This is a genomic window from Enterobacter sp. KB-280D8, assembly GCF_041399405.1.
Lineage (GTDB): Bacteria > Pseudomonadota > Gammaproteobacteria > Enterobacterales > Enterobacteriaceae > Enterobacter > Enterobacter cloacae_N.
In genome coordinates, this window is record NZ_JBGKEC010000002.1 from 195,600 (window position 1) to 219,236 (window position 23,637).

Below are 23,637 nucleotides of genomic sequence, written 5' to 3' on the forward strand. Positions count from 1 at the left end.
AATCCCTGTTTATGCGCCGTTTTTCAGAGACTCAAGGTACTCCCAGCGCTCAAATGCTTCTTCCAGGGCTTTTTCAGCCGCGGACATTTCAGCCAGTACTTTCTGAGTATAGTCATGCGATTGGGTGAAGAATGACGCATCAGCCACCTGCGCTTGCAGCTCCTCAAGCGCGGCCTCCAGCTCTTCGAGACGCTGAGGTAGCCCCTCCAGTTCGCGCTGCAGGTTATAGCTTAGTTTAGCCGAGGTTTTCTTGACAGTTTCTGCTTTTGTTACAGCAGGTTCAGAACTTGTTCTGGACTTCGACTGTTTCTGCGCCAGAGACTGCGACTGCTGGCCTTTTGCATCGTGATAACCGCCGACGTATTGGCCAATTCGCCCTTCACCTTCGAAGATCCAGCACTCGGTCACGGTGTTATCCACGAACTGACGATCGTGGCTAACCAGCATCACGGTTCCCTGATAACCGTCGATCAGCTCTTCCAGTAATTCCAGCGTTTCGACATCCAGATCGTTCGTCGGTTCATCGAGGATCAGCAGGTTGCTTGGCTTCAGGAACAGACGAGCCAGCAGAAGACGGTTACGCTCCCCGCCGGAGAGCGCGCGCACCGGCGTCATCGCACGTTTCGGGTGGAACAGGAAGTCCTGCAGGTAGCCCAGCACGTGGCGCGGCTTACCGTTTACCATCACTTCCTGCTTACCTTCAGCGAGGTTATCCATTACCGTGCGATCCGGATCCAGCTCCGCGCGGTGCTGGTCGAAGTAGGCCACTTCCAGCTTCGTGCCACAGTGAATGCGGCCGCTGTCAGCCTGCAGTTGGCCCAGCATTAGCTTAAGCAGCGTGGTTTTACCGCAGCCGTTCGGACCAATCAGTGCAATTTTATCGCCGCGCTGAACCTGCGCGGAGAAATCTTTCACCAGCACCTTGCCGTCTACCTGGTAGTTGACGTTTTCCATTTCGAAGACGATCTTGCCAGAGCGGGACGCCTCTTCCACCTGCATTTTGGCGCTGCCCATCACTTCACGGCGTTCGCTGCGCTCACGGCGCATGGCCTTCAGCGCGCGCACGCGGCCCTCGTTACGGGTGCGACGGGCCTTGATGCCCTGGCGGATCCACACCTCTTCCTGCGCCAGCTTGCGGTCGAACTCGGCGTTCTGCAATTCTTCCACGCGCAGGTTTTCTTCTTTCTCCAGCAGATAGGTGTCGTAATCGCCTGGATAGGTGACCAGCTTGCCGCGGTCGAGGTCGACAATGCGCGTCGCCATATTGCGAATAAACGAACGGTCGTGAGAGATAAAGATGATGGTGCCACTGAAGGTTTTCAGGAACCCTTCCAGCCAGTCAATCGCTTCGATATCCAGGTGGTTGGTCGGTTCGTCCAGCAGCAGCACCTTCGGCCCGCTGACCAGCGCGCGGCCCAGAGCCGCTTTACGCAGCCAGCCGCCGGAGAGCGCCGAGAGCTCCATATCCGCTTCGAGACCGAGCTGGGCCAGCACTTCATTAATGCGGTTTTCCAGCTGCCACAGGCCGTGGTGATCGAGCATCTCCTGCACTTTCGCCAGTTCGTTGAGGTTCTTGTCGCTCGGGTCGGTCATCACCAGATGCGAAATCTCGTGATAGCGCTTCAGGTATTCGGCCTGCTCAGAGATGCCTTCCGCCACGAAATCGTACACGCTGCCGGTCACATGACGCGGCGGGTCCTGCTGGAGGCGGGAGACAATCAGATCCTGCTCGTACACGATGCGGCCATCATCCAGCCCCTGCTCGCGGTTGAGAATTTTCATCAGCGTGGATTTACCCGCGCCGTTACGGCCCACCAGACAGACGCGCTCGTTATCTTCGATATGCAGCTCTGCATTATCGAGAAGCGGCGAGTCGCTGAAAGAGAGCCACGCGCCGTGCATACTAATTAATGACATTTTTTTTCCTTTCAGACCGCGGTAATCAACCAGCAGTTATGAATTTGACGGTTGCGGGCGAAGTCCTGAGACAGCGTTTTTTGGCTGATTTCTTGTGCTTTCAGGCCCAGGGCTGCTAAGCCGTCATGATCCATACGGAAGCCGCGTTTGTTGTTCGAGAACATAATGGTGCCGCCTTTGCGCAGCAGGCGCTTCAGGTCGGTCATCAGGCGCAGGTGATCGCGTTGAACGTCAAAGCTATCCTCCATGCGCTTGGAGTTGGAGAAGGTCGGCGGATCGATAAAGATCAGGTCGAACTGCTCGTCGGTATCGCGCAGCCAGCCCAGCACGTCGGCCTGCATCAGGCGATGCTGGCGTCCGGTCAGGCCATTGAGACGCAGGTTGCGCTCCGCCCACTCCAGATAGGTACGGGACATATCCACCGTAGTGGTGCTGCGCGCGCCGCCGAGACCGGCGTGCACGCTGGCGCTCCCGGTATAGGAGAACAGGTTGAGGAAATCTTTCCCCTTGCTCATCTGGCCGAGCATGCGGCGGGCGATACGGTGGTCGAGGAACAGGCCAGTATCAAGATAGTCGGTCAGGTTCACCCACAGGCGGGCGTTGTATTCGCCCACTTCGATAAAGTCGCCCTTTTCGCCCATTTTCTGGTACTGGTTTTTACCCTTCTGACGCTCGCGGGTTTTCAGCACCAGCTTGTTCGGCGCAATGCCCAGCACGGAGATAGTTGCCGCAATAACGTCCAGCATACGCTGACGCGCTTTTTGCGCATCAATGGTTTTCGGCGGAGCATATTCCTGAATCACCACCCAGTCCGCGTAGCGGTCAACCGCCACGTTGTACTCCGGCAGGTCGGCATCGTACAGGCGGTAACACTCGATCCCTTCCTGTTTAGCCCACTTCTCAAACTTCTTCAGATTCTTGCGCAGACGGTTGGCGTAATCTTCCGCCACGCCGGTAGGCTTGCTGTCCGCCGCTTTCTCCGCCAGATGGTAGTTTTTCTGCACGCAGTCCAGCGGGCCGTTTTTCGCTTTAAACTGGCGATCGGCACGCAGCTGCAGGCAGCTCAGCAGCTCCGGCGAGGCGCTGAACAGAGACAGGTTCCAGCCGCCGAAGTAGTCCTTCATGTTGCGTCCCAGCAGGCTGTGCAGGGCAATCAACGCCGGCTCGCTGTCCAGACGCTCGCCGTATGGCGGGTTGCTGATCACGGTACCGTACGGGCCTTTTGGCAGCGGGTTGGTCAGGTTTGCCACGTCTTTCACTTCGAAGGTGACCAGCTCGCCGATACCGGCGCGACGGGCGTTGCTGCGCGCGCGTTCAATCACGCGCGGATCGCTGTCCGAACCGTAGAAATGCGAGGTGTACTCCGCCAGGCCTTTACGCGCGCGAGTCTGCGCGTCGTCTTTAACCTCTTTCCAGAGCGCTTCGTCGTGCTGTGCCCAGCCTTTGAAGCCCCAGTGGCCGCGGTGCAGCCCCGGCGCACGGTCGGTAGCCAGCATGGCCGCTTCAATCAGCAGCGTACCGGAACCGCACATCGGATCGAGCAGCGGCGTGCCCGGCTGCCAGCCGGAGCGCATCACGATGGCGGCGGCCAGGGTTTCTTTGATCGGCGCCATACCGGTGCGATCGCGGTAGCCGCGCAGGTGCAGGCCTGCGCCGCTTAGATCGAGAGAAATACTCGCCGTGTCGCCGTTCAGCCAGACGTTGATGCGCAGGTCCGGGTTTTCGCGATCGACGTTCGGACGTTCCTTATTTTTACGCGTGAAGCAGTCCACAATGGCGTCTTTGACGCGCAGGGCGCCGTACTGGCTGTTGCGGATCTCATCGTTCACGCCGTTGAAATGCACCGCGAAGGTGGCGTTCGGCGTGAAGATCTCTGTCCAGTCGATCATCTGTACGCCGGTGTAGAGATCCAGGTCGCTATAGACCTTGCACTCCTTCATCGGCAGCATGATGCGCGACGCCAGACGGCTCCACATCAGGCTCTGGTAAATAAGCCGCGTGTCGCCCTCAAAATGGACACCACCCTGAACCACCTGGCACTCTTGCGCGCCCAGGGCTTCCAGTTCAGTTTTTAACAGCTCTTCCAGCCCACGGGCCGTACTGGCAAACAGAGAATTCATATCGTCACTTTTACTCTTAGAAAATTGTCGCGCATTATAGCTAATATGGCGTGTATGTCATAAAGTTGAAGGCTTATTTTCATTTGCGGGAGTGTGCAGTGGCGACGTTATCCAGGCTTTTTATTCATCCGGTGAAATCCATGCGCGGCATCGGCGTCTCTCACGCGCTGGCCGACATGAGCGGATTCGCCTTCGATCGTATTTTTATGGTCACCGAGCCTGACGGCACGTTCATTACCGCACGCCAGTTCCCGCAGATGGTTCGCTTTACGCCTTCCCCGCTTTATGACGGTTTGCATCTGACCGCGCCGGACGGTTCCAGCACGGTGATTCGCTTTGCTGATTTTGCGGCTGTCGACGCGCCAACGGAAGTATGGGGTAATCATTTTACCGCGCGCATCGCCCCGGATGAGATTAACCGCTGGCTGAGCGGTTTCTTCTCCCGCGACGTGCAGCTGCGCTGGGTTGGTCCGGAACTGACGCGTCGCGTGAAGCGCCACGAGGCCGTACCGCTCTCCTTCGCCGATGGCTTCCCGTTCCTGCTGACCAATGAGGCGTCGCTGCGTGATTTACAAAACCGCTGCAAAGCCAGCGTGCAGATGGAGCAGTTCCGCCCGAACCTGGTGGTAACGGGGGCTAACGCATGGGAAGAAGACACCTGGAAAACGATCCGCATCGGCAGCGTTATTTTCGACGTGGTGAAGCCCTGCAGTCGCTGCATTTTCACGACGGTAAGTCCTGAAAAAGGCCAGAAGCACCCTTCCGGCGAGCCGCTGAAAACCCTGCAATCATTCCGTACCGCGCAGGATAACGGTGATGTCGATTTCGGCCAGAACCTGATCCCCCGCTCCAGCGGCGTGATTCGCGTAGGCGATGAGGTTGAAATTCTCGCCCGCGGGCCGGCCAGAGTGTATGGCGCAGGCCAGCAAGAAGAAATGGTCGAGGCCGAGACGAACGTCGCCTCTGCGGTGGATATTCACTGGCAGGGCAAGATTATTCGTGGCAACAATCAGCAGGTGCTGCTGGAGCAACTGGAGCAAGCCGGTATTCGCGTACCGTATTCCTGCCGCGCGGGAATCTGCGGATGCTGCCGCATCAAGCTGCTGGAGGGTGAAGTGAGTGCGCTGAAGAAATCTGCAATTGGAAATGACGGCACAATTCTGTGCTGTAGCTGCGTACCGAAAACGTCGGTACAGCTGGAAGCTTAAACCGCCTGTTCGAGGCTGAAGGAATCTACGCGCAGCTGTGGCTTCAGCCTGTCATTCATGACTTTGATCGCATCACCTAACTGCATAACCCGCCCGGCAATCGTCACACCGGGCTGCGCCAGCAGACAGAGTGCGGCATTTTCGCCTGGCTCAACGACTAATAAACTCACCTCTTCGGCGGTATCGCTCAGGTTAACGCTGGCCGCATCGCCCGTTGCTGGCGTCCAGTCCATTCCGTGAGGCAGGAAATGCCAGCTTTTCGGCATTTGCGGTTTCAGGAAACGGATAGCCACCAGCGCATTTAATACCAGTTCGGCACGCTGCTCTTTAGAGAGCATCAAATCGCGGCATTTTTCTTCAAAGGAGAAATAAAGCGCTGCATCATCAACGCAAAAGCCCGACGGGGAAAACGCGTCCGGGGTTAACATTCGGCGGGCAAAACGAGAACGAAACAGCATGCCATTGGCTAAATCGAGCATCATACGATCATGCTCGTCGCAAAAATACCAGCGCCAGTTATCGTCAGGTTTAATTCGCATGTGTCTCTCCCGTCCCCAAACGTCCTGTACTAAAAATGTCCTGTTCGCCGCTTCGTTTATAACATTAGTAATAAAAGACTATAATGTCTAAATAAGCAACAGTGACGGAATATAAAACAACCAGGGCTGGAAATAAAGCCCTGGTTGTCTGATTAAGAGAAAAGATTAGATATGAGTAACGATTTCTTTAATCAGCGGCGGTCCTTTAAAAATAAAGCCGGAATAGATTTGCACCAGTGATGCACCGGCCGCCATCTTCTCGCGCGCAGCAATCACCGAGTCGATACCGCCGACGCCGATAATCGGTAAACGGCCTTTTAATTCCGCAGACAAAGCGCGAATAATTTCGGTGCTTTTTAATTGTACCGGACGTCCACTTAACCCACCCGCTTCGTCACAGTTTTTCATTCCCTGAACGAGCGAACGATCGAGCGTGGTATTCGTTGCAATCACACCGTCAATATTATGGCGAACCAAACTGTCGGCAACCTGGATCAATTCTTCGGCAGAAAGATCCGGGGCGATCTTAACCGCGACCGGAACATATTTATGGTGGATCGTCTGGAGTTCATTTTGCTTATTTTTAATGGCACTCAGAAGATCGTCCAGCGCTTCGCCATATTGTAAGGAACGCAGCCCCGGGGTATTGGGTGAAGAAATATTCACCGCAATATAACCGGCATAGGCGTAGACTTTTTCCATACAAATCAGATAGTCATCTTTACCCTGCTCTACCGGCGTGTCTTTATTTTTGCCGATATTGATGCCTAATATCCCGTCAAAATGGGCTTTTTTTACGTTCTCAACAAGGTGATCAACACCGAGGTTATTAAAGCCCATGCGGTTGATCAGCCCTTCGGCTTCAACCAGGCGGAACAGTCGCGGCTTGTCATTTCCCGGCTGTGGGCGCGGCGTGACGGTACCGATTTCGATAGAGCCAAAGCCCATCGCGCCCAGGGCATCAATGCACTCGCCATTTTTGTCCAGACCCGCCGCCAGACCCAGCGGATTTTTAAAGGTCAGACCCATGCACTGCACAGGTTTTTCCGGCACATTCTGACGCACCAGAGCAGCCAAAGGCGTTCCGGTAATACGACGTAATTGCTGGAATGTAAATTCATGAGCGCGCTCGGGGTCGAGCTGGAAAAGGGCTTTACGAACGAAGGGGTAGTACATGAACTCTCCTGGATTCCCGGTGTGCAAACCGGGAGGGGATTATGGGCGATCCCGCTCAGAAAGGGAATTGACCTGCGGCAAAAAATCGGCGTAAAACGCAATCGTTTACCTCCCTGTCTATTTCTTATGCGCTTTTTCGCATTTTAATTGCGGATAAATCATTTAGTGGAATAACCGCGCGATGTCACACTCCTGAAAATTGTTATGAATGTTAGATAAAAGCAAACAATTAGTTATAAGGAGGAAGTATGCGCGTCATTACCCTGGCCGGAAGTCCACGATTCCCTTCGCGCTCCAGCGCCCTGCTGGAATATGCTCGTGAAAAGCTCAACGCCCTCGACGTGGAAGTGTGCCACTGGAATCTGCATAACTTCGAACCTGAAGATTTGCTGTATGCCCGCTTCGACAGCCCCGCGCTGAAAACCCTCATTGAGCAGCTCAAGGAAGCGGACGGCCTCATCGTTGCGACCCCGATTTATAAAGCCTCGTTTTCGGGCGCGCTGAAAACCCTGCTCGATCTTCTCCCCGAGCGCGCACTGGACGGCAAAGTGGTTCTGCCGCTGGCAACGGGCGGTACGGTTGCCCATTTACTGGCGGTGGATTATGCCCTGAAGCCGGTGCTGAACGCCCTGAAGGCTCAGGAGATCCTCCACGGGGTTTTCGCGGATGATTCACAGGTCATTGACTACCAGCATAAGCCGCACTTTACGCCGAATCTGCAAACCCGCCTTGATGCTGCGCTGGAAACCTTCTGGCACGCGCTGCATCGCCGGGATATCCAGGTTCCTTCTTTTAATCCGCCGCAGGGGGTCGCACATGTTTAAAACCTTAACCTACCTCGGACTGGCTGGCCTGATGGCGTTTACCGCGCAGGCGCAGGCTGCAGAAGCCGCACCGGACAGCTTACGCATTGGCTATCAGAAAGGCAGCGTCAGCATGGTGCTGGCAAAAAGCCACCAGCTGCTGGAAAAACGCTTCCCGGACACCAAATTTTCCTGGGTAGAGTTCCCGGCAGGGCCACAGATGCTTGAAGCGCTGAACGTCGGCAGTATCGATCTGGGCAGCACGGGCGATATCCCGCCTATTTTTGCTCAGGCTGCCGGGGCGGACCTGGTATATGTCGGCGTAGAACCCGCTAAACCGAAAGCCGAAGTCATTCTGGTACCTGAAAACAGTGAGATTAAAAGCGTCGCAGACCTTAAAGGGCATAAAGTCGCTTTCCAGAAAGGTTCCAGCTCGCACAACCTGCTGCTGCGCGCCTTACAGGAAGCCGGGCTCAAGTTCACGGACATTCAGCCCGTTTACCTGACGCCTGCCGACGCGCGCGCCGCGTTCCAGCAGAAGAACGTTGATGCCTGGGCTATCTGGGATCCGTACTACTCCGCAGCCTTACTGCAAGGGGGCGTTCGGGTGCTGAAAGATGGCACTACGCTGAAACAGACCGGCTCGTTCTATCTCGCCGCGCGCCCTTACGCGGAAAAGAACGGCGCATTTATTCAGGGCGTACTGGATACCTTTACCCAGGCCGATGCGCTGACCCAGACCCAGCGTCAGGCGAGCATTGCCCTGCTGGCGAAGACCATGGGGTTGCCTGAACCGGTGATCGCGAGCTATCTCAACCACCGTCCGCCCACCACCATTGCGCCCGTGGATGCACACGTCGCCGCACTTCAGCAACAAACCGCTGACCTCTTCTATCAAAACCGTCTGGTGCCAAAACAGGTCGATATCCGCGAACGCATCTGGCAGCCCGCAGGCAAAGAAGGAGCTAAATCATGAGTCTGAATCTTTTCTGGTTTTTACCCACCCACGGCGATGGACACTATCTTGGCACAGAAGAGGGCTCGCGCCCGGTTGACCATGCCTACCTGCAGCAGATTGCGCAGGCGGCGGACCGAATCGGTTTTACCGGCGTGCTGATCCCGACCGGACGCTCGTGCGAGGATGCCTGGCTGGTGGCTGCGTCGATGATCCCGGTCACTCAGCGCCTTAAATTCCTGGTTGCATTGCGCCCGAGCGTTGTCTCCCCCACCGTGGCGGCGCGTCAGGCGGCAACGCTGGACAGACTCTCCAACGGCCGCGCCCTGTTTAACCTGGTGACGGGCAGCGATCCGCAGGAGCTGGCGGGCGACGGCGTGTTCCTCGACCATACCGAGCGCTATGAAGCCTCCGCCGAGTTTACCCACGTCTGGCGGCGCCTGCTGGAAGGAGAGACCGTCACCTTCGAAGGCAAGCATATTCACGTTCGCGACGCGAAGCTTTACTTCCCGCCGGTGCAGCAGCCGCGTCCTCCGCTCTATTTTGGCGGATCGTCGGATGTGGCTCAGGATCTGGCCGCCGAGCAGGTCGATCTCTATCTGACCTGGGGCGAGCCGCCGGAGCTGGTAAAAGAGAAAATTGCCCAGGTCCGGGCCAAAGCCGCCGCTCATGGCCGCAGGGTACGCTTTGGGATTCGCCTGCACGTGATTGTGCGTGAAACCAATGAAGAAGCCTGGCAGGCGGCAGACCGTCTGATCTCCCATCTGGACGATGAGACCATCGCAAAGGCGCAGGCTGCGTTTGCCAAAACCGATTCCGTCGGGCAGCACCGCATGGCCTCTCTGCACAACGGCAAGCGCGAGAATCTGGAAATCAGCCCGAACCTGTGGGCGGGCGTCGGTCTGGTACGCGGCGGCGCGGGCACGGCGCTGGTCGGCGACGGGCCTACCGTGGCCGCGCGGATTAATGAATACGCTGATCTGGGCATCGACAGCTTTATCCTCTCCGGCTATCCGCACCTGGAAGAGGCCTACAAGGTGGGCGAGCTGTTATTCCCACATCTGGACGTCGCCATTCCAGAAATTCCGCAGCCGCAGCGGCTCCAGCTGCAGGGCGAAGCGGTGGCAAACGAGTTTATTCCACGTAAAGCCGCACAAAGCTAAGGAGTGACCATGTCTGCCACCTCACAAAAATGGCTGCTGCGCGCCGCACCGTGGTTTTTGCCCGTCGGCATTGTGGCTCTCTGGCAGCTCGCATCGTCCACCGGCTGGCTGTCGAGCCGCATTCTGCCCTCTCCCGAGGGCGTTATCGAAGCGTTCTGGTCGCTGAGCGTCAGCGGCGAGTTGTGGCAGCATCTGGCAATCAGCTCCTGGCGCGCGGTGATTGGGTTTTCCATCGGCGGCAGCATTGGTCTGGTGCTGGGGTTGATCAGCGGCCTTTCCCGCTGGGGCGAGCGGCTGCTGGATACCTCCATTCAGATGCTGCGCAACGTGCCGCATCTGGCGCTGATCCCGCTGGTGATTTTATGGTTTGGGATTGATGAAAGTGCCAAGATCTTCCTCGTGGCGCTGGGCACGCTGTTCCCGATCTACATCAACACCTGGCACGGCATCCGCAATATCGATCGCGGTCTGGTGGAGATGGCGCGCAGCTACGGCTTATCGGGTTTTTCTCTCTTTACTCACGTGATCCTGCCGGGCGCCCTGCCCTCCATCATGGTCGGGGTGCGCTTTGCGCTCGGCCTGATGTGGCTGACCCTGATTGTGGCGGAAACTATTTCCGCCAACTCCGGCATCGGGTATCTGGCGATGAATGCCCGCGAATTCCTGCAAACGGACGTGGTAGTGGTTGCCATTATTCTTTATGCCCTGCTCGGCAAACTCGCTGACGTTAGCGCCCAGTGGCTGGAGCGCAGTTGGCTGCGCTGGAACCCGGCCTACACCCTTCAGGAGGCGAAAGCATGAATACTGCACGACTAAATCAGGGCACGCCGCTGCTGCTGAACGGCGTAACCAAACGCTACGGCGAAAACACCATTCTCAACGGGCTGGATCTGCATATTCCCGCCGGGCAATTTGTGGCCGTTGTCGGGCGAAGCGGCGGTGGGAAGAGTACGCTGCTACGTCTTTTGGCCGGACTGGAAGCCCCCAACGGCGGCGACATTCTGGCGGGAACAACGCCGCTGGCCAATATTCAGGATGATACCCGCATGATGTTTCAGGACGCGCGCCTGCTGCCGTGGAAAACGGTGATTGATAACGTCGGACTGGGGCTCAAAGGAAACTGGCGGGAGGAAGCCCGTCGGGCGTTGGCCGCCGTCGGGCTGGAAAACCGCGCAGGTGAATGGCCTGCGGCTCTCTCGGGAGGGCAAAAGCAGCGCGTGGCGCTGGCGCGGGCATTGATTCACCGTCCCGGCCTGCTGCTGCTTGACGAGCCGCTCGGTGCGCTGGACGCCCTGACGCGGATCGAAATGCAGGATTTGATTGAATCGCTCTGGCAGGCGCACGGATTTACGGTGCTGCTGGTGACGCATGACGTGAGCGAAGCCGTGGCGATGGCTGACCGGGTGCTGTTAATAGAGGATGGGAAAATAGGTCTTGATCTGACAGTGGATCTTCCGCGGCCTCGTCGCGTGGGCTCAGCAAGACTGGCGGAGCTGGAAGCGGAGGTGTTGGATCGGGTGATGAAGCGCGGGGGTACGGAGTTAGAACGAGCTAAGGCTAATGCCTGATGCCCTCACCCCGGCCCTCTCCCACGGGGAGAGGGAGAAATCCATATGTAGGCCCGGTAAGCGTAGCGCCACCGGGCACTTTTTCGTATTACGCTAAGGCCTTAGCAATCTTCTCGTACAGATCGCCAGACAGGTTCTCCAGCCCTTTCAGCTGCTCAAGCGCGGCACGCATCTTCGCCTGACGCTTCGCATCGTAGCGTTTCAGACGGATCAGCGGCTCAATCAGGCGGGAAGCCACCTGCGGGTTACGGCTGTTCAGCTCGGTCAGCATTTCTACCATAAACTGATAGCCGCTGCCGTCTTCGGCGTGGAACGCGGCCGGGTTGCTGCTGGCAAATGCGCCAATCAGCGAGCGCACGCGGTTTGGGTTGCTCATGGTGAACGAACGGTGCTTCAGCAGGCTGCGGACCTTGCTGAGGGCATCCGCCGCCGGGCTGGTCGCCTGCAGGATGAACCACTTGTCCATCACCAGGCCATCCTGGTGCCATCTGTCGTCGTACTCCTGCATCAGCGCATCGCGGCACGGCAGTTCGGCGGCAACGCTTGCCGACAGCGCGGCCAGCGCGTCCGTCATGTTATCCGCTTCGCGATACTGCTTGCTCACCAGCGTGTTTGCCAGCTCTGCCTCGCCAAACGCAAGATAGCGCAGGCAGGTATTGCGCAGAGAACGTTTACCGATGTCCGCATGTTCCACGCGATACGCGTCAAGCTTGTTGGCGTTGTAGAGTGCCAGGAACTCATCCGCCAGTTCGGTCGCCAGCGTGCGGGTCAGCGCTTCACGCACGGCCACGATGGCAATCGGGTCAATGATGTCAAACAGCTCCGCAATTTCCGTCGCAGACGGCAGGGTCAGAATTTCAGCCGCCAGCGCCGGATCAATCTTCTCATCCAGCAGGATGGCGCGGAAAGCGTCTGCCACATGCACCGGCAGCGTCAGCGGCTGGCCCTGCTGGTAGCGGTTCACGTTGAGCTTGATGTAGGTTGCCAGCAGGCTTTGCGCGGCGTCCCAGCGGGAGAAATCGTTGCGCGCGTGACGCATCAGGAACGTCAGCTGCTGGTCGCTCCACTTGTACTCCAGCTTCACCGGCGCGGAGAATTCGCACAGCAGCGCAGGCACCGGCTGGAAGTAGACGTTGTCGAAGATAAAGGTCTGCTCTGCCTGAGTCACGTTCAGCACGTGGTGCACCGGGTGGCCGCCCTTCTGCAGCGGGATGACGTTGCCTTCATTGTCGTACAGCTCAATGCTGAACGGAATGTGCAGCGGATATTTCTCTTCCTGCTCGGCGGTTGGCGGCGTGCGCTGGCTGATGGTCAGAGTGTACTGCTCGGTTTCCGGATTGTAGTCGTCCTTAACGGTGACAATTGGGGTCCCGGCCTGGCTGTACCAGCGGCGGAAGTGAGAGAGATCAACATTGGACGCATCTTCCATCGCCTGCACAAAGTCATCGCAGGTGGCCGCGCTGCCGTCGTGGCGCTCGAAATAGAGCTGCATCCCTTTCTGGAAGTTCTCCTCACCCAGCAGGGTGTGGATCATGCGGATAATTTCAGCGCCCTTCTCGTACACCGTCAGGGTGTAGAAGTTGTTCATCTCGATGACTTTGTCCGGACGGATTGGGTGCGCCATTGGGCTGGCATCTTCCGCAAACTGCAGGCCGCGCATGGTACGCACGTTGTTGATGCGGTTGACCGCCCGCGAGCCGAGATCGGAGCTGAACTCCTGGTCACGGAAGACGGTCAGGCCCTCTTTCAGGCTCAGCTGGAACCAGTCGCGGCAGGTGACGCGGTTACCGGTCCAGTTGTGGAAATATTCGTGGCCGATCACGCGCTCGATATCGAGGTAGTCTTTATCGGTGGCGGTATCCGTACGTGCCAGCACGTACTTGGAGTTAAAGACGTTAAGGCCTTTGTTCTCCATTGCGCCCATGTTGAAGAAGTCGACGGCGACGATCATATAGATGTCGAGGTCATATTCGAGACCAAAGCGCTCTTCGTCCCACTTCATGGAGTTGATGAGCGAGGTCATCGCCCACGGCGCGCGGTCGAGGTTGCCGCGGTCAACGAACAGTTCCAGCGCCACTTCACGGCCAGAGCGGGTTTTAAAGGTATCACGCAGCACGTCGAAATCACCGGCCACCAGCGCAAACAGGTAGCATGGTTTCGGGAATGGATCCTGCCACTGCACCCAGTGACGGCCATTTTCCAGCTCACCCTCACCGACGCGGTTGCCGTTGGAGAGCAGGAACGGGTAGAGCGTTTTATCGGCAATGATTTTCGTCGTAAAACGCGCCAGCACATCCGGGCGGTCCAGATACCAGGTAATGTGGCGGAAACCTTCTGCTTCACACTGGGTACACAGGGCCACGCCTGACTGGTAAAGCCCTTCCAGCGCCGTGTTGGCGGCAGGGCTGATTTCATTCACGATGCGCAGCGTAAAGCGTTCCGGCAGGTTGTCGATGACCAGCTGGTTGCCTTCTTCTTTATAGTCTGACCAGGGTTCATCATTAATATGCAGGGAGACCAGCGTCAGATCTTCGCCATCCAGACGCAGCGGTACGGCTGTCGCGCTGTGGCGCGTCACCTGGCTTATCGCTGTCACAACGGTTTTTGCGGCATCCAGGTCAAAAGTCAGATCGATATCGCTAATCAGGTATTCCGGCGCGCGGTAGTCGTGGCGGTATTTGGCTTGTGGCTGTTGTGTCATAGAAAACCTTATGCATCGTTTGTCGAGTAACGTTTCAATATATTCCTGTTGCGCAAAACGCGCTATGCAGAATGTTCATCTTTTCAGGCAGAAACACCTTTTTCGCTACATTTGTATAACACGGGGCACGAAATGCGCTCGACCATAAAGTGTGCTTATGTTGTGATCGGGGTTCAATAAATCACTAAACAAGGTATACTCCGGAGTTGTTTATTGTACTAAACGCTCCCGTGAGAGGATGCTACAGCGCACCTATGACTCAATTCGCTTCTCCGGTTCTGCATACGTTGCTGGATACCGACGCGTATAAACTGCATATGCAGCAAGCCGTTTTCCACCATTACTATGACGTTCACGTCGCGGCGGAATTCCGCTGCCGTGGTGACGACTTGCTCGGTATCTACGCAGACTCCATTCGTGAACAGGTCGATGCGATGCAGCATCTGACGCTGCAGGACGATGAATACCAGTGGCTTTCTGGCCTGCCTTTCTTCAAAGCGGACTATCTGAACTGGCTGCGCGACTTTCGCTATAAGCCTGAACAGGTCACCGTGACCAACGAAAACGGCAAGCTGGATATTCGTCTTGAAGGTCCGTGGCGGGAAGTGATCATGTGGGAAGTGCCGCTTCTCGCCGTCATCAGCGAGCTGGCCCACCGCTACCGTTCGCCTGAAACCGGCGTCGAACAGGCGGTCGCCTCGCTGGAAAACAAACTTGCAGCATTCTCTACCCTGACCGAAGGGCTGGATATGTCCCGCTTCCGCCTGATGGATTTCGGCACCCGTCGCCGCTTCTCTCGCGAGGTTCAGCAGGCTATCGTTGAACGTCTGCAGCAGGAGCCGTGGTTCGTGGGTACCAGTAACTACGATCTGGCGCGTCGCCTCAACCTGACGCCAATGGGCACCCAGGCGCACGAGTGGTTCCAGGCACATCAGCAAATTAGCCCTGATCTGGCTAACAGCCAGCGTGCGGCGCTGGCCGCCTGGCTTGAAGAGTACCCGAATCAACTCGGGATCGCCCTGACCGACTGCATTACGATGGATGCCTTCCTGCGCGACTTTGGTCCCGAGTTCGCTGAACGTTACCAGGGGTTACGCCACGACTCCGGGGATCCGGTTGAATGGGGCGAAAAGGCGATTGCCCATTATCAAAAACTCGGTATTGACCCGATGAGCAAGGTGCTGGTCTTCTCCGATAATCTCGACCTGGCGAAAGCCGTAGAACTGTATCGTCATTTCAATGCCAGAATTAATCTGGGCTTCGGGATCGGTACCCGGTTGACCTGCGACATTCCTCAGGTAAAACCTCTGAATATCGTTATAAAACTGGTGGAATGTAACGGCAAGCCGGTGGCAAAGCTCTCCGACAGCCCGGGTAAAACCATCTGCCATGACAAAGCGTTTGTCCGCGCATTGCGCAAAGCGTTCGATCTCCCTCAGATCAAAAAAGCCAGTTAAGCGCTTACGGGAGCCTTCAGGGCTCCCATCCCTTATTTATTTCTCAATTCTTCTCTTTTGACTGCGAAATTTACTTGTCTGATAGCGGATGGCAGGTAACATAGATATCCCCCCATAAGGGTGGACAAGTGTTTATTTTTTCCGACTATTAACAGAGAGAATATTATGAGCGTTGTGCCTGTAGCCGACGTACTCCAGGGCCGTGTCGCCGTTGACCAGGAGGTCACCGTGCGCGGATGGGTGCGTACTCGCCGAGATTCTAAAGCTGGCATCTCCTTCCTTGCCGTCTATGACGGTTCCTGCTTTGATCCTGTACAGGCCGTCATTAATAATTCTCTGCCCAATTACAATGATGACGTTCTGCGCCTGACGACGGGCTGTTCCGTTATCGTCACCGGTGTGGTTGTGGCATCCCCGGGTCAGGGCCAGAGCTTCGAGATCCAGGCCTCTGCTATTGAAGTGACCGGCTGGGTTGAAGATCCGGACACCTACCCGATGGCGGCAAAACGTCACAGCATCGAATACCTGCGTGAAGTGGCGCACCTGCGTCCGCGTACCAACCTGATTGGTGCGGTGGCCCGCGTGCGTCATACGCTGGCCCAGGCGCTGCATCGCTTCTTCGATGAGCAGGGTTATTTCTGGGTGTCTACCCCGCTGATCACCGCGTCCGATACGGAAGGTGCAGGCGAAATGTTCCGCGTCTCGACGCTGGACATGGAAAACCTGCCGCGCACGCCGGAAGGTAAAGTGGACTATGACAAAGACTTCTTTGGTAAAGAAGCCTTCCTGACGGTATCCGGCCAGCTCAACGGCGAAACCTACGCCTGTGCGCTGTCTAAGATCTACACCTTCGGCCCAACCTTCCGCGCCGAAAACTCCAACACCAGCCGCCACCTGGCGGAGTTCTGGATGCTGGAGCCGGAAGTGGCGTTTGCCGATCTGAATGACGTTGCAGGTCTCGCAGAAGCGATGCTGAAGTACGTCTTCAAAGCGGTTCTGGAAGAGCGTCCTGACGACATGAAATTCTTCGCAGAGCGCGTAGACAGCGATGCGGTGGCGCGTCTGGAGCGTTTCGTCTCCGCCGACTTTGCGCAGGTGGACTATACCGACGCGGTAGCGATCCTTGAAAAATGCGGTGAGAAGTTCGAGAACCCGGTTTACTGGGGCGTCGACCTGGCGTCTGAGCACGAACGCTATCTCGCCGAGAAACATTTCAAAGCGCCGGTTGTCGTTAAAAACTACCCGAAAGACATTAAGGCCTTCTATATGCGCCTTAACGAAGACGGGAAAACCGTGGCAGCGATGGACGTACTGGCGCCGGGCATCGGTGAAATCATCGGTGGTTCTCAGCGTGAAGAACGTCTGGACGTGCTTGACGCACGTATGGAAGAGATGGGTCTCAACCCTGCGGACTACAGCTGGTATCGCGACCTGCGCCGTTATGGCACCGTTCCGCACGCCGGTTTTGGTCTGGGCTTCGAGCGCCTGATCGCCTACGTTACCGGTGTTCAGAACGTGCGTGACGTGATTCCGTTCCCGCGTACTCCGCGCAACGCCAGCTTCTAAGTAACACAACAGACAATGGTCAGCATTTGCTGGCCATTATTTTATTCTGCCCTGTCAGTTTTTGTCAGCGTAAAGTCAGCGTTTATAAACCACCACCCCGTCACAACCACTACCTGTTACGTTTTGTTTCCGCGAAATATCCAGCCACAAAAAATAAACCTCAGTCTTATTGCGATTATTACAACCTGAAGTAATAGCACAAATTTCAACCAATTTTTCAGCCATCCAGAAGTCTTTCTACGGTCATAAGAAAAAACGAGTCGTTTAACATTCGTTTATAGGAATTGCCTTTATTCAAATTAAACATAAGGAATTCATATATATAGGAAAGGTGCTGTTGCTTAGTTCGCCAGGTCGCTCTGAAATTTGAGATGGTTCACAAAGTTCCGAAAAATACATATTTAGTTACACATATTTTCTTTCTGTAACTCAATCTTGAGAATTGTAGCACTTTCAGGCTAGCGAAACGCTTCGGTGAATGGAAAGATGCCTGTCAGATACATAAAGACACCTAACTCTCATCAATAGTTCCGGAAATATTTATTGACAGAATTTATTGACGGCAGTGGCGAGTGTCATAAAAAAACCAATGAGGGTAATAAATAATGATGAAGCGCAATATTCTGGCAGTGGTAATCCCTGCCCTGCTGGTAGCCGGTGCAGCTAACGCTGCAGAAATCTATAACAAGAACGGCAATAAGCTGGACTTCTACGGTAAAGTTAACGCCGAGCACGATTTCGTGACCTCTGGTGATGACACCAACAATAACGACGCTACCTATGCGCAGATCGGTTTCAAAGGCGAAACTCAGATCAACGACCAGCTGACCGGTTATGGCCAGTGGGAATACCGTTTCATGGCTAACCAGGCTGAGAACACCGCTCAGTCTAACAAAAACCGTCTGGCCTTTGCTGGTCTGAAAGCGGGCGACGCTGGCAGCATCGACTACGGCCGTAACTACGGTATCGTATACGACGTAGAATCTTACACCGATATGGCGCCGTCCTTCTCAGGTATGACCTGGGGCGGTAACTACGTTGATAACTTTATGACCAGCCGCAGCACCGGCCTGCTGACCTACCGTAACAGCGATTTCTTCGGTCTGGTTGATGGTCTGAGCCTGGGCGTTCAGTACCAGGGCAAAAACGACCGTGCTGATGTTAAAACCTCTAACGGTGACGGCGTAGGCTACTCCCTGGGTTACGACTTCGGCGAAGGCTTCGGTGCAATCGCATCTTACAGCAACGCTAACCGTACTCTGAATCAGAAAGCTGATGGCCAGGGCGATAAAGCTGAAGCATGGGGTGTAGGTCTGAAATACGACGCCAACAACCTCTACCTGGCGACCACCTATGCTGAAACCCGTAACACCACCCGTACCGGTTCTAACGGTGACGCTGGCTTCGCTAACAAAACCCAGAACTTCGAAGTGGTTGCTCAGTACCAGTTCGATTTCGGCCTGCGTCCGGCAATCTCCTACGTGCAGACCAAAGGTAAAGACCTGGCTGCCGTCAATGGCTTCAGCGGTGGCGATGCAGATCTGGCTAAATTCATCCAGGTTGGCACCACTTACTACTTCAACAAAAACTTCAACGTGTGGGCTGACTATTACATCAACCTGCTGGACAAAGACTCCGACTACGCGAAAGCTGTTGGCGGTCTGAACGGCAATGACGATATGGCTGCTGTGGGCGTAACCTACCAGTTCTAATCAGAACACCACTTTGTTATATGCATAATGAACAGGGCTTCGGCCCTGTTTTTTTATGCCTGACAGAAAATAATGGCGACTTTTGAAAAGCCGCACGCTTTTCGTCGCAAACGGTTGGCATTTTGTAAATCTACCGTTAACCTGATAGCGGATTTCACTTCTGTAATCACAATGGAACTTCGTCATGTTTGAGAACATTACCGCCGCTCCTGCCGACCCTATTCTGGGCCTGGCCGATCTGTTTCGTGCCGACGACCGCCCTGGCAAAATCAACCTGGGTATTGGTGTATATAAAGATGAAACCGGCAAAACTCCGGTACTGACCAGCGTTAAGAAAGCCGAGCAGTATCTGCTGGAAAATGAAACCACCAAAAACTACCTCGGTATTGATGGTATCCCTGAATTTGGTCGCTGCACCCAGGAGCTGCTGTTCGGTAAAGGCAGCGCAATTGTGAGTGACAAACGTGCGCGCACGGCGCAGACCCCTGGCGGTACCGGCGCGCTGCGCGTTGCGGCGGATTTCCTTGCGAAAAACACCTCTGTTAAGCGCGTATGGGTGAGCAACCCAAGCTGGCCGAACCACAAGAGCGTCTTTAACTCTGCGGGCCTGGAAGTGCGGGAATATGCTTACTACGACGCGGCGAACCACGCTCTGGACTTTGACGGCCTGCTTTCAAGCCTGAGCGAAGCGCAGGCGGGTGACGTGGTGCTGTTCCACGGCTGCTGCCACAACCCGACCGGTATCGATCCAACGCTTGAGCAGTGGGAACACCTGGCGAAGCTCTCCGTTGAGAAAGGCTGGCTGCCGCTGTTTGACTTTGCTTACCAGGGCTTCGCCCGCGGTCTGGAAGAAGATGCCGAAGGCCTGCGCGCGTTCGCAGCCGTGCATCAGGAGCTGATCGTTGCAAGCTCCTACTCCAAGAACTTTGGTCTGTACAATGAGCGTGTAGGTGCCTGTACGCTGGTTGCGGCTAACGATGAAACCGCCGATCGCGCCTTCAGCCAGATGAAATCCGTTATTCGCGCTAACTACTCTAACCCACCGGCACACGGTGCGTCTGTTGTTGCGACCATTCTGAGCAACGATGCGCTGCGCGCGATCTGGGAACAAGAGCTGAACGATATGCGTCAGCGTATCCAGCGCATGCGCCTGCTGTTTGTGAACACCCTGGCGGAGAAAGGCGCAGACCGCGACTTCAGCTTCATCATCAAACAGAACGGCATGTTCTCGTTCAGCGGCCTGACCAAAGAGCAGGTTCTGCGTCTGCGCGAAGAGTTCGGCGTATACGCCGTAGCCTCTGGCCGCGTGAACGTTGCAGGCATGACCCCTGACAACATGGCGCCACTGTGCGAAGCGATTGTTGCCGTCCTGTAATAGCGCCCACAAAAAAGCCTGCGTTAAGCAGGCTTTTTTTTATGCTGGTTACCAGACAGGCATTTCATCCTGAAGGAACGGGTTATGGAGCCGTTCATAGCCCAGCGTCGACATCGGACCGTGTCCTGCGATAAACGTTACGTCATCACCCAGCGGCAATAACTTCTGTTTGATCGACTGAATCAGCTGCCCGTGGTCGCCACGCGGAAAATCGCTGCGTCCTACGCCACCTTTGAAAATCACATCGCCGGATATCAGCAGACGGGACTGGTCGTCAAAGAAGACGATATGGCCTGGCGTATGCCCAGGACAATGCAACACCTGTAAAGTCACATTCCCTACGTTAACGCGCTCTCCTTCGTTCAGCCAACGATCGGGCGTCAAAGGCAGACACTCATCAAGGCCAAACATGCGGCTTTGGGCGGGTAACCCCTGCAGCCAGAACTCATCCTCTTTTTCCGGGCCGATAATCGGCACACCGTAGTATTTAGCCAGTTCAGCCGCTGCACCCACATGGTCGAGGTGACCATGCGTCAGTAAAATCTGCATCAGCGTCACGCCGCTGTCGGCAACTTCCTGCTTGATTTTCTCAGCGTCACCGCCGGGATCGACAAGCGCGGCCAGTTTGGTTTGTTCGCACCAGATTAATGAACAGTTCTGGGAGAACGCGGTAACCGGAATAATACGATAGTTCATACTGCTCCTGTGTTTCGTTATTACCAGTGCCGAACCGGCCCGGTATCAATATGCACAAAGTTGCTACGTGGGTAATATCCTACACCACCAGCGCGCATAGATAACGCGGCTTTGCGAATATTGGCTAACGAAACGCCTTCAATGTGGAAATCCATTGCCTGTCCCTTCGTGTGGTAGCTTTTTTTCGCTACCCCACGGCTATGGGCGCGCAGTTCGTTATTGGTATCAATTGAGCGATAACCAGAAATAAGCTGCACCGGCTTGCTGGTGCCCAGCAGGCCCTGAAGGCGGAAAAGCTGATCAAACAGTCCAGGGTCGATGGCTTTTACTTTATTCGCGCGGAAATCACGGAAAAAATGGTTGAGTCTTGCTAATTCATCCTGAATATAGCCTCTGCCATCGAAAAACTCCGCTTTTAGCGACTCACCGGTGTGAAGATTGCTGAGCGTTAAAACGCGCGGACGAGGTGTCGAGAGGGTGGCAAATGCTGGCGTCGGTAAGATGGCCGCTGCGCCAAGCGCAACACCACCTAACGCCAGCAGCTTGCGGCGATTAGCGTCAAATTTGTCCATGATAATCAGGTCTACAGGTCAAAGAAATCGTAATATGCTTAGCGCACGAAGGGCACCTTAACTGGCAAAACGGGGTACGTCAAGGCGCCCAACCCCAGTGAATACGCGGCTTACAGCGATATTGGCCCCGATTCACCATAACTTACGACAATCATTTTTCCCGAACTGCTTCATTTACCTGATTAATTGTTCCGCTTTTGGCAAAATTTGTGCGCCGGATCGCGCGGTGAGATCATAATTGTAAATATCTGTACGGTACTGAGTGCGCCCGTCTTCGCCCACAAACGCCGTCAGATAGTAAAGATTGACCGGAATGTTGTGGCGAATATTCACGTAGCGCGTATCTCCCTGCTTCAGGGCGTCAGAAATACGCGTATCGTTCCAGCCCGCATCCTGCAACAGCATGTTGGCCAACTCCGAGGCTTTATTCACGCGCACGCAGCCTGAACTCAGTGCCCGGGTATCTTTCTGGAACAGATTATGGTTCGGCGTATCGTGCAGATAGATAGCATCTGAACTCGGCATGTTGAATTTATAGCGTCCAAGCGAGTTATGTGCGCCAGGTGCCTGCTGGAAGCGGAACGGCAGGTTAGATGGCGTGATCGTCGACCAGTCGACCATATAAGGATCGATCGCCTCTTTACTGTTCCAGCCACGCATTACCGTATAGCCATGACGTTCCAGATAACCCGGATCGTTCCAGACCTTAGGCAGAATGTCCTTACGCGCCAGCGTCGGTGGTACGTTCCACGGCGGGTTAACCACCACGTTATTTAACGCGCTGCTCATCATCGGCGTTTTACGATCAGGACGCCCGACAATCACGCGCGAGGCCAGCTTCTCGCTACCATCCTGATAATAGACCAGGGAATAGGCCGGGATGTTAACCATAATGCCGGTTGACAGCGTTCCCGGCAGCAGGCGCAAACGCTGAATATTGAGCGCCAGCACCCCTGCCCGCTGCGCAGGCGATACGTTAAGCCAGTCACGCGTTGACGGGCCAATGACGCCATCGGCTCCTAGCCCCTGAGCGGCCTGGAACTGTTTAACCGCGGCGACCAGCTCGCGATCGTAGGCCGCGGGCTTATTACTCAGGGTAGTGGCCTTGCTCTCTTTCACGGGCGCTGACGGGCTGACCACCGCGCTTTGCGGATCGTCGCCCGGCAAGGCAATCTTCGGCCCGCCATCAAGAATACCGGAGCGTTTCAGGATCTCGCGCAGGGCAGGCACATCGCTGCTCCACTGACCCGGCCGCAGCGTTGCGGTCCCCCGCATTTGCGGCCATGGCCGCGAGTCCCCCACCAGCGCGAGGAGCGACTGGTGCAGGGTGGCATACTGCGGATGCGCCGGCGCGAGGCTGGCAATAAAGCGCGGCAGGTCGCCGTTATCCAGCGCTAATTGCCACTGGTTAATCACCGACAGGGCTGGCGTCGCCAGCTTATAGGGCTTATCGCTGTACAGCCAGCGGTTGCCGTTGACCGGAATACCCGCCACAAACTGTAGGTAGCCCATCATGGCATCGGAAAGGACCACATCCCGCGCCTGACCGGTGACGGCAGGATCGGTTAACAGCTCAACCCACTTCGTAAACTGCGGCTGAAAGCCCGCAATCGCCACTTCCGCCAGCTGCTGCTGGAAGGCGCGCACGGCTTCACGGTTTTCCCACATGGGTTTCATATCGCGGGCAGCATAAAGCAGCGTGAGCTGATTGATATAGGCGGGCGTGTAGCCTGACGGCAGCCCCGTCTGGAGCTGCTGGCTGAGCGATTCGACGTCGATGCCTTCCGGCAACGGCTTAATCCCGGCCATGATGGCCGTTGCCGGAGACTGTTCCAGCGGCTGAGACAATGACGTCGGCTGCGCGCCTGTCGCTGCGGAGCTGTCAGTCGGCACAATTTCAGGCTCGTCGGCCTGGGCGGTTAACAGTGGAGCAAACATCACTGCCAGGCATAAACTCAGCGCTGACAGCTGACGACCACATTCTTTCTTCAGCAACATCCCTTGCCCCCTGTTTTCACGACATGCCCATCACGGTGGGGCTTTCTTTTATTATAGGTAGACGACAACTCTGCTGCCTTACCTTATGTAAAGAAGTTTAAAGATAACGCA

The 23,637-nt window shown here is 55.9% G+C and carries 18 protein-coding genes; 10 read left to right on the forward strand and 8 right to left on the reverse strand.

The window, feature by feature from the left end; translation table 11 throughout:
* Positions 1 to 9 precede the first annotated feature (9 nt).
* Both AB8818_RS06475 and rlmKL read right to left on the reverse strand, forming a co-directional pair.
* A complete protein-coding gene (locus AB8818_RS06475; RefSeq protein WP_116340910.1) occupies positions 10 to 1,917 on the reverse strand; it encodes an ABC transporter ATP-binding protein in 1,908 nt (635 codons plus the stop codon).
* An 11-nt stretch (positions 1,918 to 1,928) separates the two neighbouring features.
* Positions 1,929 to 4,037, reverse strand: a complete 2,109-nt coding sequence (gene rlmKL, locus AB8818_RS06480) for a bifunctional 23S rRNA (guanine(2069)-N(7))-methyltransferase RlmK/23S rRNA (guanine(2445)-N(2))-methyltransferase RlmL (RefSeq protein ID WP_192982986.1) — start codon at positions 4,035 to 4,037, stop codon at positions 1,929 to 1,931.
* Between the two features lie 98 nt (positions 4,038 to 4,135).
* Between rlmKL and AB8818_RS06485 the strand changes: the two genes are divergently transcribed.
* The gene (locus tag AB8818_RS06485) at positions 4,136 to 5,245 is read left to right on the forward strand and encodes a YcbX family protein (RefSeq protein WP_192982984.1); all 1,110 of its coding nucleotides are present in this window, start codon (positions 4,136 to 4,138) and stop codon (positions 5,243 to 5,245) included.
* Here the strand turns inward: AB8818_RS06485 and zapC are convergent.
* Complete coding sequence (gene zapC, locus AB8818_RS06490; RefSeq protein WP_163328621.1) at positions 5,242 to 5,784, reverse strand: cell division protein ZapC; 543 nt, start codon at positions 5,782 to 5,784, stop codon at positions 5,242 to 5,244. The genes AB8818_RS06485 and zapC overlap by 4 nt on opposite strands.
* Positions 5,785 to 5,949: 165 nt before the next feature.
* A complete protein-coding gene (gene pyrD, locus AB8818_RS06495) occupies positions 5,950 to 6,960 on the reverse strand; it encodes a quinone-dependent dihydroorotate dehydrogenase (protein ID WP_032638810.1) in 1,011 nt (336 codons plus the stop codon).
* A 248-nt stretch (positions 6,961 to 7,208) separates the two neighbouring features.
* Here pyrD and ssuE point away from each other — a divergent pair, with 248 nt between their 5' ends.
* Genes ssuE through ssuB form a run of 5 tightly spaced genes read left to right on the forward strand, consistent with a single transcriptional unit; the run spans position 7,209 to position 11,449 of the window.
* On the forward strand, positions 7,209 to 7,784 hold the full coding sequence (gene ssuE / locus AB8818_RS06500) for an NADPH-dependent FMN reductase (protein WP_116340916.1): 576 nt from the start codon (positions 7,209 to 7,211) through the stop codon (positions 7,782 to 7,784).
* Positions 7,777 to 8,739: a sulfonate ABC transporter substrate-binding protein gene (locus tag AB8818_RS06505; protein ID WP_116340918.1), complete on the forward strand. Its 963-nt coding sequence runs from the start codon at positions 7,777 to 7,779 to the stop codon at positions 8,737 to 8,739. Before ssuE ends, AB8818_RS06505 begins: the two co-directional genes overlap by 8 nt.
* Positions 8,736 to 9,881, forward strand: coding sequence for an FMNH2-dependent alkanesulfonate monooxygenase (ssuD, locus tag AB8818_RS06510; protein WP_116340920.1), 1,146 nt, complete (start codon positions 8,736 to 8,738; stop codon positions 9,879 to 9,881). Before AB8818_RS06505 ends, ssuD begins: the two co-directional genes overlap by 4 nt.
* Before the next feature lie 9 nt (positions 9,882 to 9,890).
* Complete coding sequence (ssuC, locus tag AB8818_RS06515; RefSeq protein ID WP_116340922.1) at positions 9,891 to 10,682, forward strand: aliphatic sulfonate ABC transporter permease SsuC; 792 nt, start codon at positions 9,891 to 9,893, stop codon at positions 10,680 to 10,682.
* Entirely contained in the window at positions 10,679 to 11,449 is a 771-nt protein-coding gene (gene ssuB / locus AB8818_RS06520) for an aliphatic sulfonates ABC transporter ATP-binding protein (protein ID WP_116340924.1), read from the forward strand. The genes ssuC and ssuB overlap by 4 nt, the downstream gene beginning before the upstream one ends.
* A gap of 88 nt (positions 11,450 to 11,537) precedes the next feature.
* On the opposite strand, the gene pepN is transcribed toward ssuB, so the two are convergent.
* Complete coding sequence (pepN, locus tag AB8818_RS06525) at positions 11,538 to 14,150, reverse strand: aminopeptidase N (RefSeq protein ID WP_192982981.1); 2,613 nt, start codon at positions 14,148 to 14,150, stop codon at positions 11,538 to 11,540.
* Between the two features lie 254 nt (positions 14,151 to 14,404).
* Here pepN and pncB point away from each other — a divergent pair, with 254 nt between their 5' ends.
* From pncB to AB8818_RS06545, 4 genes are all read left to right on the forward strand, one after another.
* Positions 14,405 to 15,607 carry a nicotinate phosphoribosyltransferase gene (pncB, locus tag AB8818_RS06530; protein ID WP_163328611.1) on the forward strand — a complete coding sequence of 401 codons (1,203 nt, stop codon included), beginning with the start codon at positions 14,405 to 14,407 and terminating at the stop codon, positions 15,605 to 15,607.
* 165 nt (positions 15,608 to 15,772) lie between these two features.
* A complete protein-coding gene (asnS, locus tag AB8818_RS06535; RefSeq protein ID WP_048960458.1) occupies positions 15,773 to 17,173 on the forward strand; it encodes an asparagine--tRNA ligase in 1,401 nt (466 codons plus the stop codon).
* Positions 17,174 to 17,778: 605 nt separating this feature from the next.
* A complete protein-coding gene (locus tag AB8818_RS06540; protein WP_116340930.1) occupies positions 17,779 to 18,885 on the forward strand; it encodes a porin in 1,107 nt (368 codons plus the stop codon).
* A gap of 184 nt (positions 18,886 to 19,069) precedes the next feature.
* Complete coding sequence (locus tag AB8818_RS06545) at positions 19,070 to 20,260, forward strand: amino acid aminotransferase (RefSeq protein ID WP_116340932.1); 1,191 nt, start codon at positions 19,070 to 19,072, stop codon at positions 20,258 to 20,260.
* 48 nt (positions 20,261 to 20,308) lie between these two features.
* Here AB8818_RS06545 and AB8818_RS06550 read toward each other — a convergent pair whose 3' ends face one another.
* The 3 genes from AB8818_RS06550 to ldtD form a co-directional block, all read right to left on the reverse strand.
* Entirely contained in the window at positions 20,309 to 20,956 is a 648-nt protein-coding gene (locus tag AB8818_RS06550) for an MBL fold metallo-hydrolase (RefSeq protein ID WP_116340934.1), read from the reverse strand.
* 20 nt (positions 20,957 to 20,976) lie between these two features.
* Positions 20,977 to 21,528: a YcbK family protein gene (locus AB8818_RS06555; protein ID WP_028012580.1), complete on the reverse strand. Its 552-nt coding sequence runs from the start codon at positions 21,526 to 21,528 to the stop codon at positions 20,977 to 20,979.
* Between the two features lie 174 nt (positions 21,529 to 21,702).
* Positions 21,703 to 23,526 carry a L,D-transpeptidase gene (ldtD, locus tag AB8818_RS06560; RefSeq protein ID WP_116340936.1) on the reverse strand — a complete coding sequence of 608 codons (1,824 nt, stop codon included), beginning with the start codon at positions 23,524 to 23,526 and terminating at the stop codon, positions 21,703 to 21,705.
* Positions 23,527 to 23,637: the final 111 nt, after the last annotated feature.

Excerpts from the sequence above, each read along its gene's own strand:
- ssuB (WP_116340924.1), top strand. The coding sequence starts at position 10,679 with ATGAATACTGCACGACTAAATCAGGGCACGCCGCTGCTGCTGAACGGC.
- rlmKL (WP_192982986.1), bottom strand. The coding sequence starts at position 4,037 with ATGAATTCTCTGTTTGCCAGTACGGCCCGTGGGCTGGAAGAGCTGTTA.
- ldtD (WP_116340936.1), bottom strand. The coding sequence starts at position 23,526 with ATGTTGCTGAAGAAAGAATGTGGTCGTCAGCTGTCAGCGCTGAGTTTA.
- ssuD (WP_116340920.1), top strand. The coding sequence starts at position 8,736 with ATGAGTCTGAATCTTTTCTGGTTTTTACCCACCCACGGCGATGGACAC.
- pncB (WP_163328611.1), top strand. The coding sequence starts at position 14,405 with ATGACTCAATTCGCTTCTCCGGTTCTGCATACGTTGCTGGATACCGAC.
- pyrD (WP_032638810.1), bottom strand. The coding sequence starts at position 6,960 with ATGTACTACCCCTTCGTTCGTAAAGCCCTTTTCCAGCTCGACCCCGAG.
- pepN (WP_192982981.1), bottom strand. The coding sequence starts at position 14,150 with ATGACACAACAGCCACAAGCCAAATACCGCCACGACTACCGCGCGCCG.
- ssuE (WP_116340916.1), top strand. The coding sequence starts at position 7,209 with ATGCGCGTCATTACCCTGGCCGGAAGTCCACGATTCCCTTCGCGCTCC.
- AB8818_RS06545 (WP_116340932.1), top strand. The coding sequence starts at position 19,070 with ATGTTTGAGAACATTACCGCCGCTCCTGCCGACCCTATTCTGGGCCTG.
- AB8818_RS06550 (WP_116340934.1), bottom strand. The coding sequence starts at position 20,956 with ATGAACTATCGTATTATTCCGGTTACCGCGTTCTCCCAGAACTGTTCA.
- zapC (WP_163328621.1), bottom strand. The coding sequence starts at position 5,784 with ATGCGAATTAAACCTGACGATAACTGGCGCTGGTATTTTTGCGACGAG.
- AB8818_RS06555 (WP_028012580.1), bottom strand. The coding sequence starts at position 21,528 with ATGGACAAATTTGACGCTAATCGCCGCAAGCTGCTGGCGTTAGGTGGT.
- AB8818_RS06475 (WP_116340910.1), bottom strand. The coding sequence starts at position 1,917 with ATGTCATTAATTAGTATGCACGGCGCGTGGCTCTCTTTCAGCGACTCG.
- AB8818_RS06505 (WP_116340918.1), top strand. The coding sequence starts at position 7,777 with ATGTTTAAAACCTTAACCTACCTCGGACTGGCTGGCCTGATGGCGTTT.
- ssuC (WP_116340922.1), top strand. The coding sequence starts at position 9,891 with ATGTCTGCCACCTCACAAAAATGGCTGCTGCGCGCCGCACCGTGGTTT.
- asnS (WP_048960458.1), top strand. The coding sequence starts at position 15,773 with ATGAGCGTTGTGCCTGTAGCCGACGTACTCCAGGGCCGTGTCGCCGTT.
- AB8818_RS06540 (WP_116340930.1), top strand. The coding sequence starts at position 17,779 with ATGATGAAGCGCAATATTCTGGCAGTGGTAATCCCTGCCCTGCTGGTA.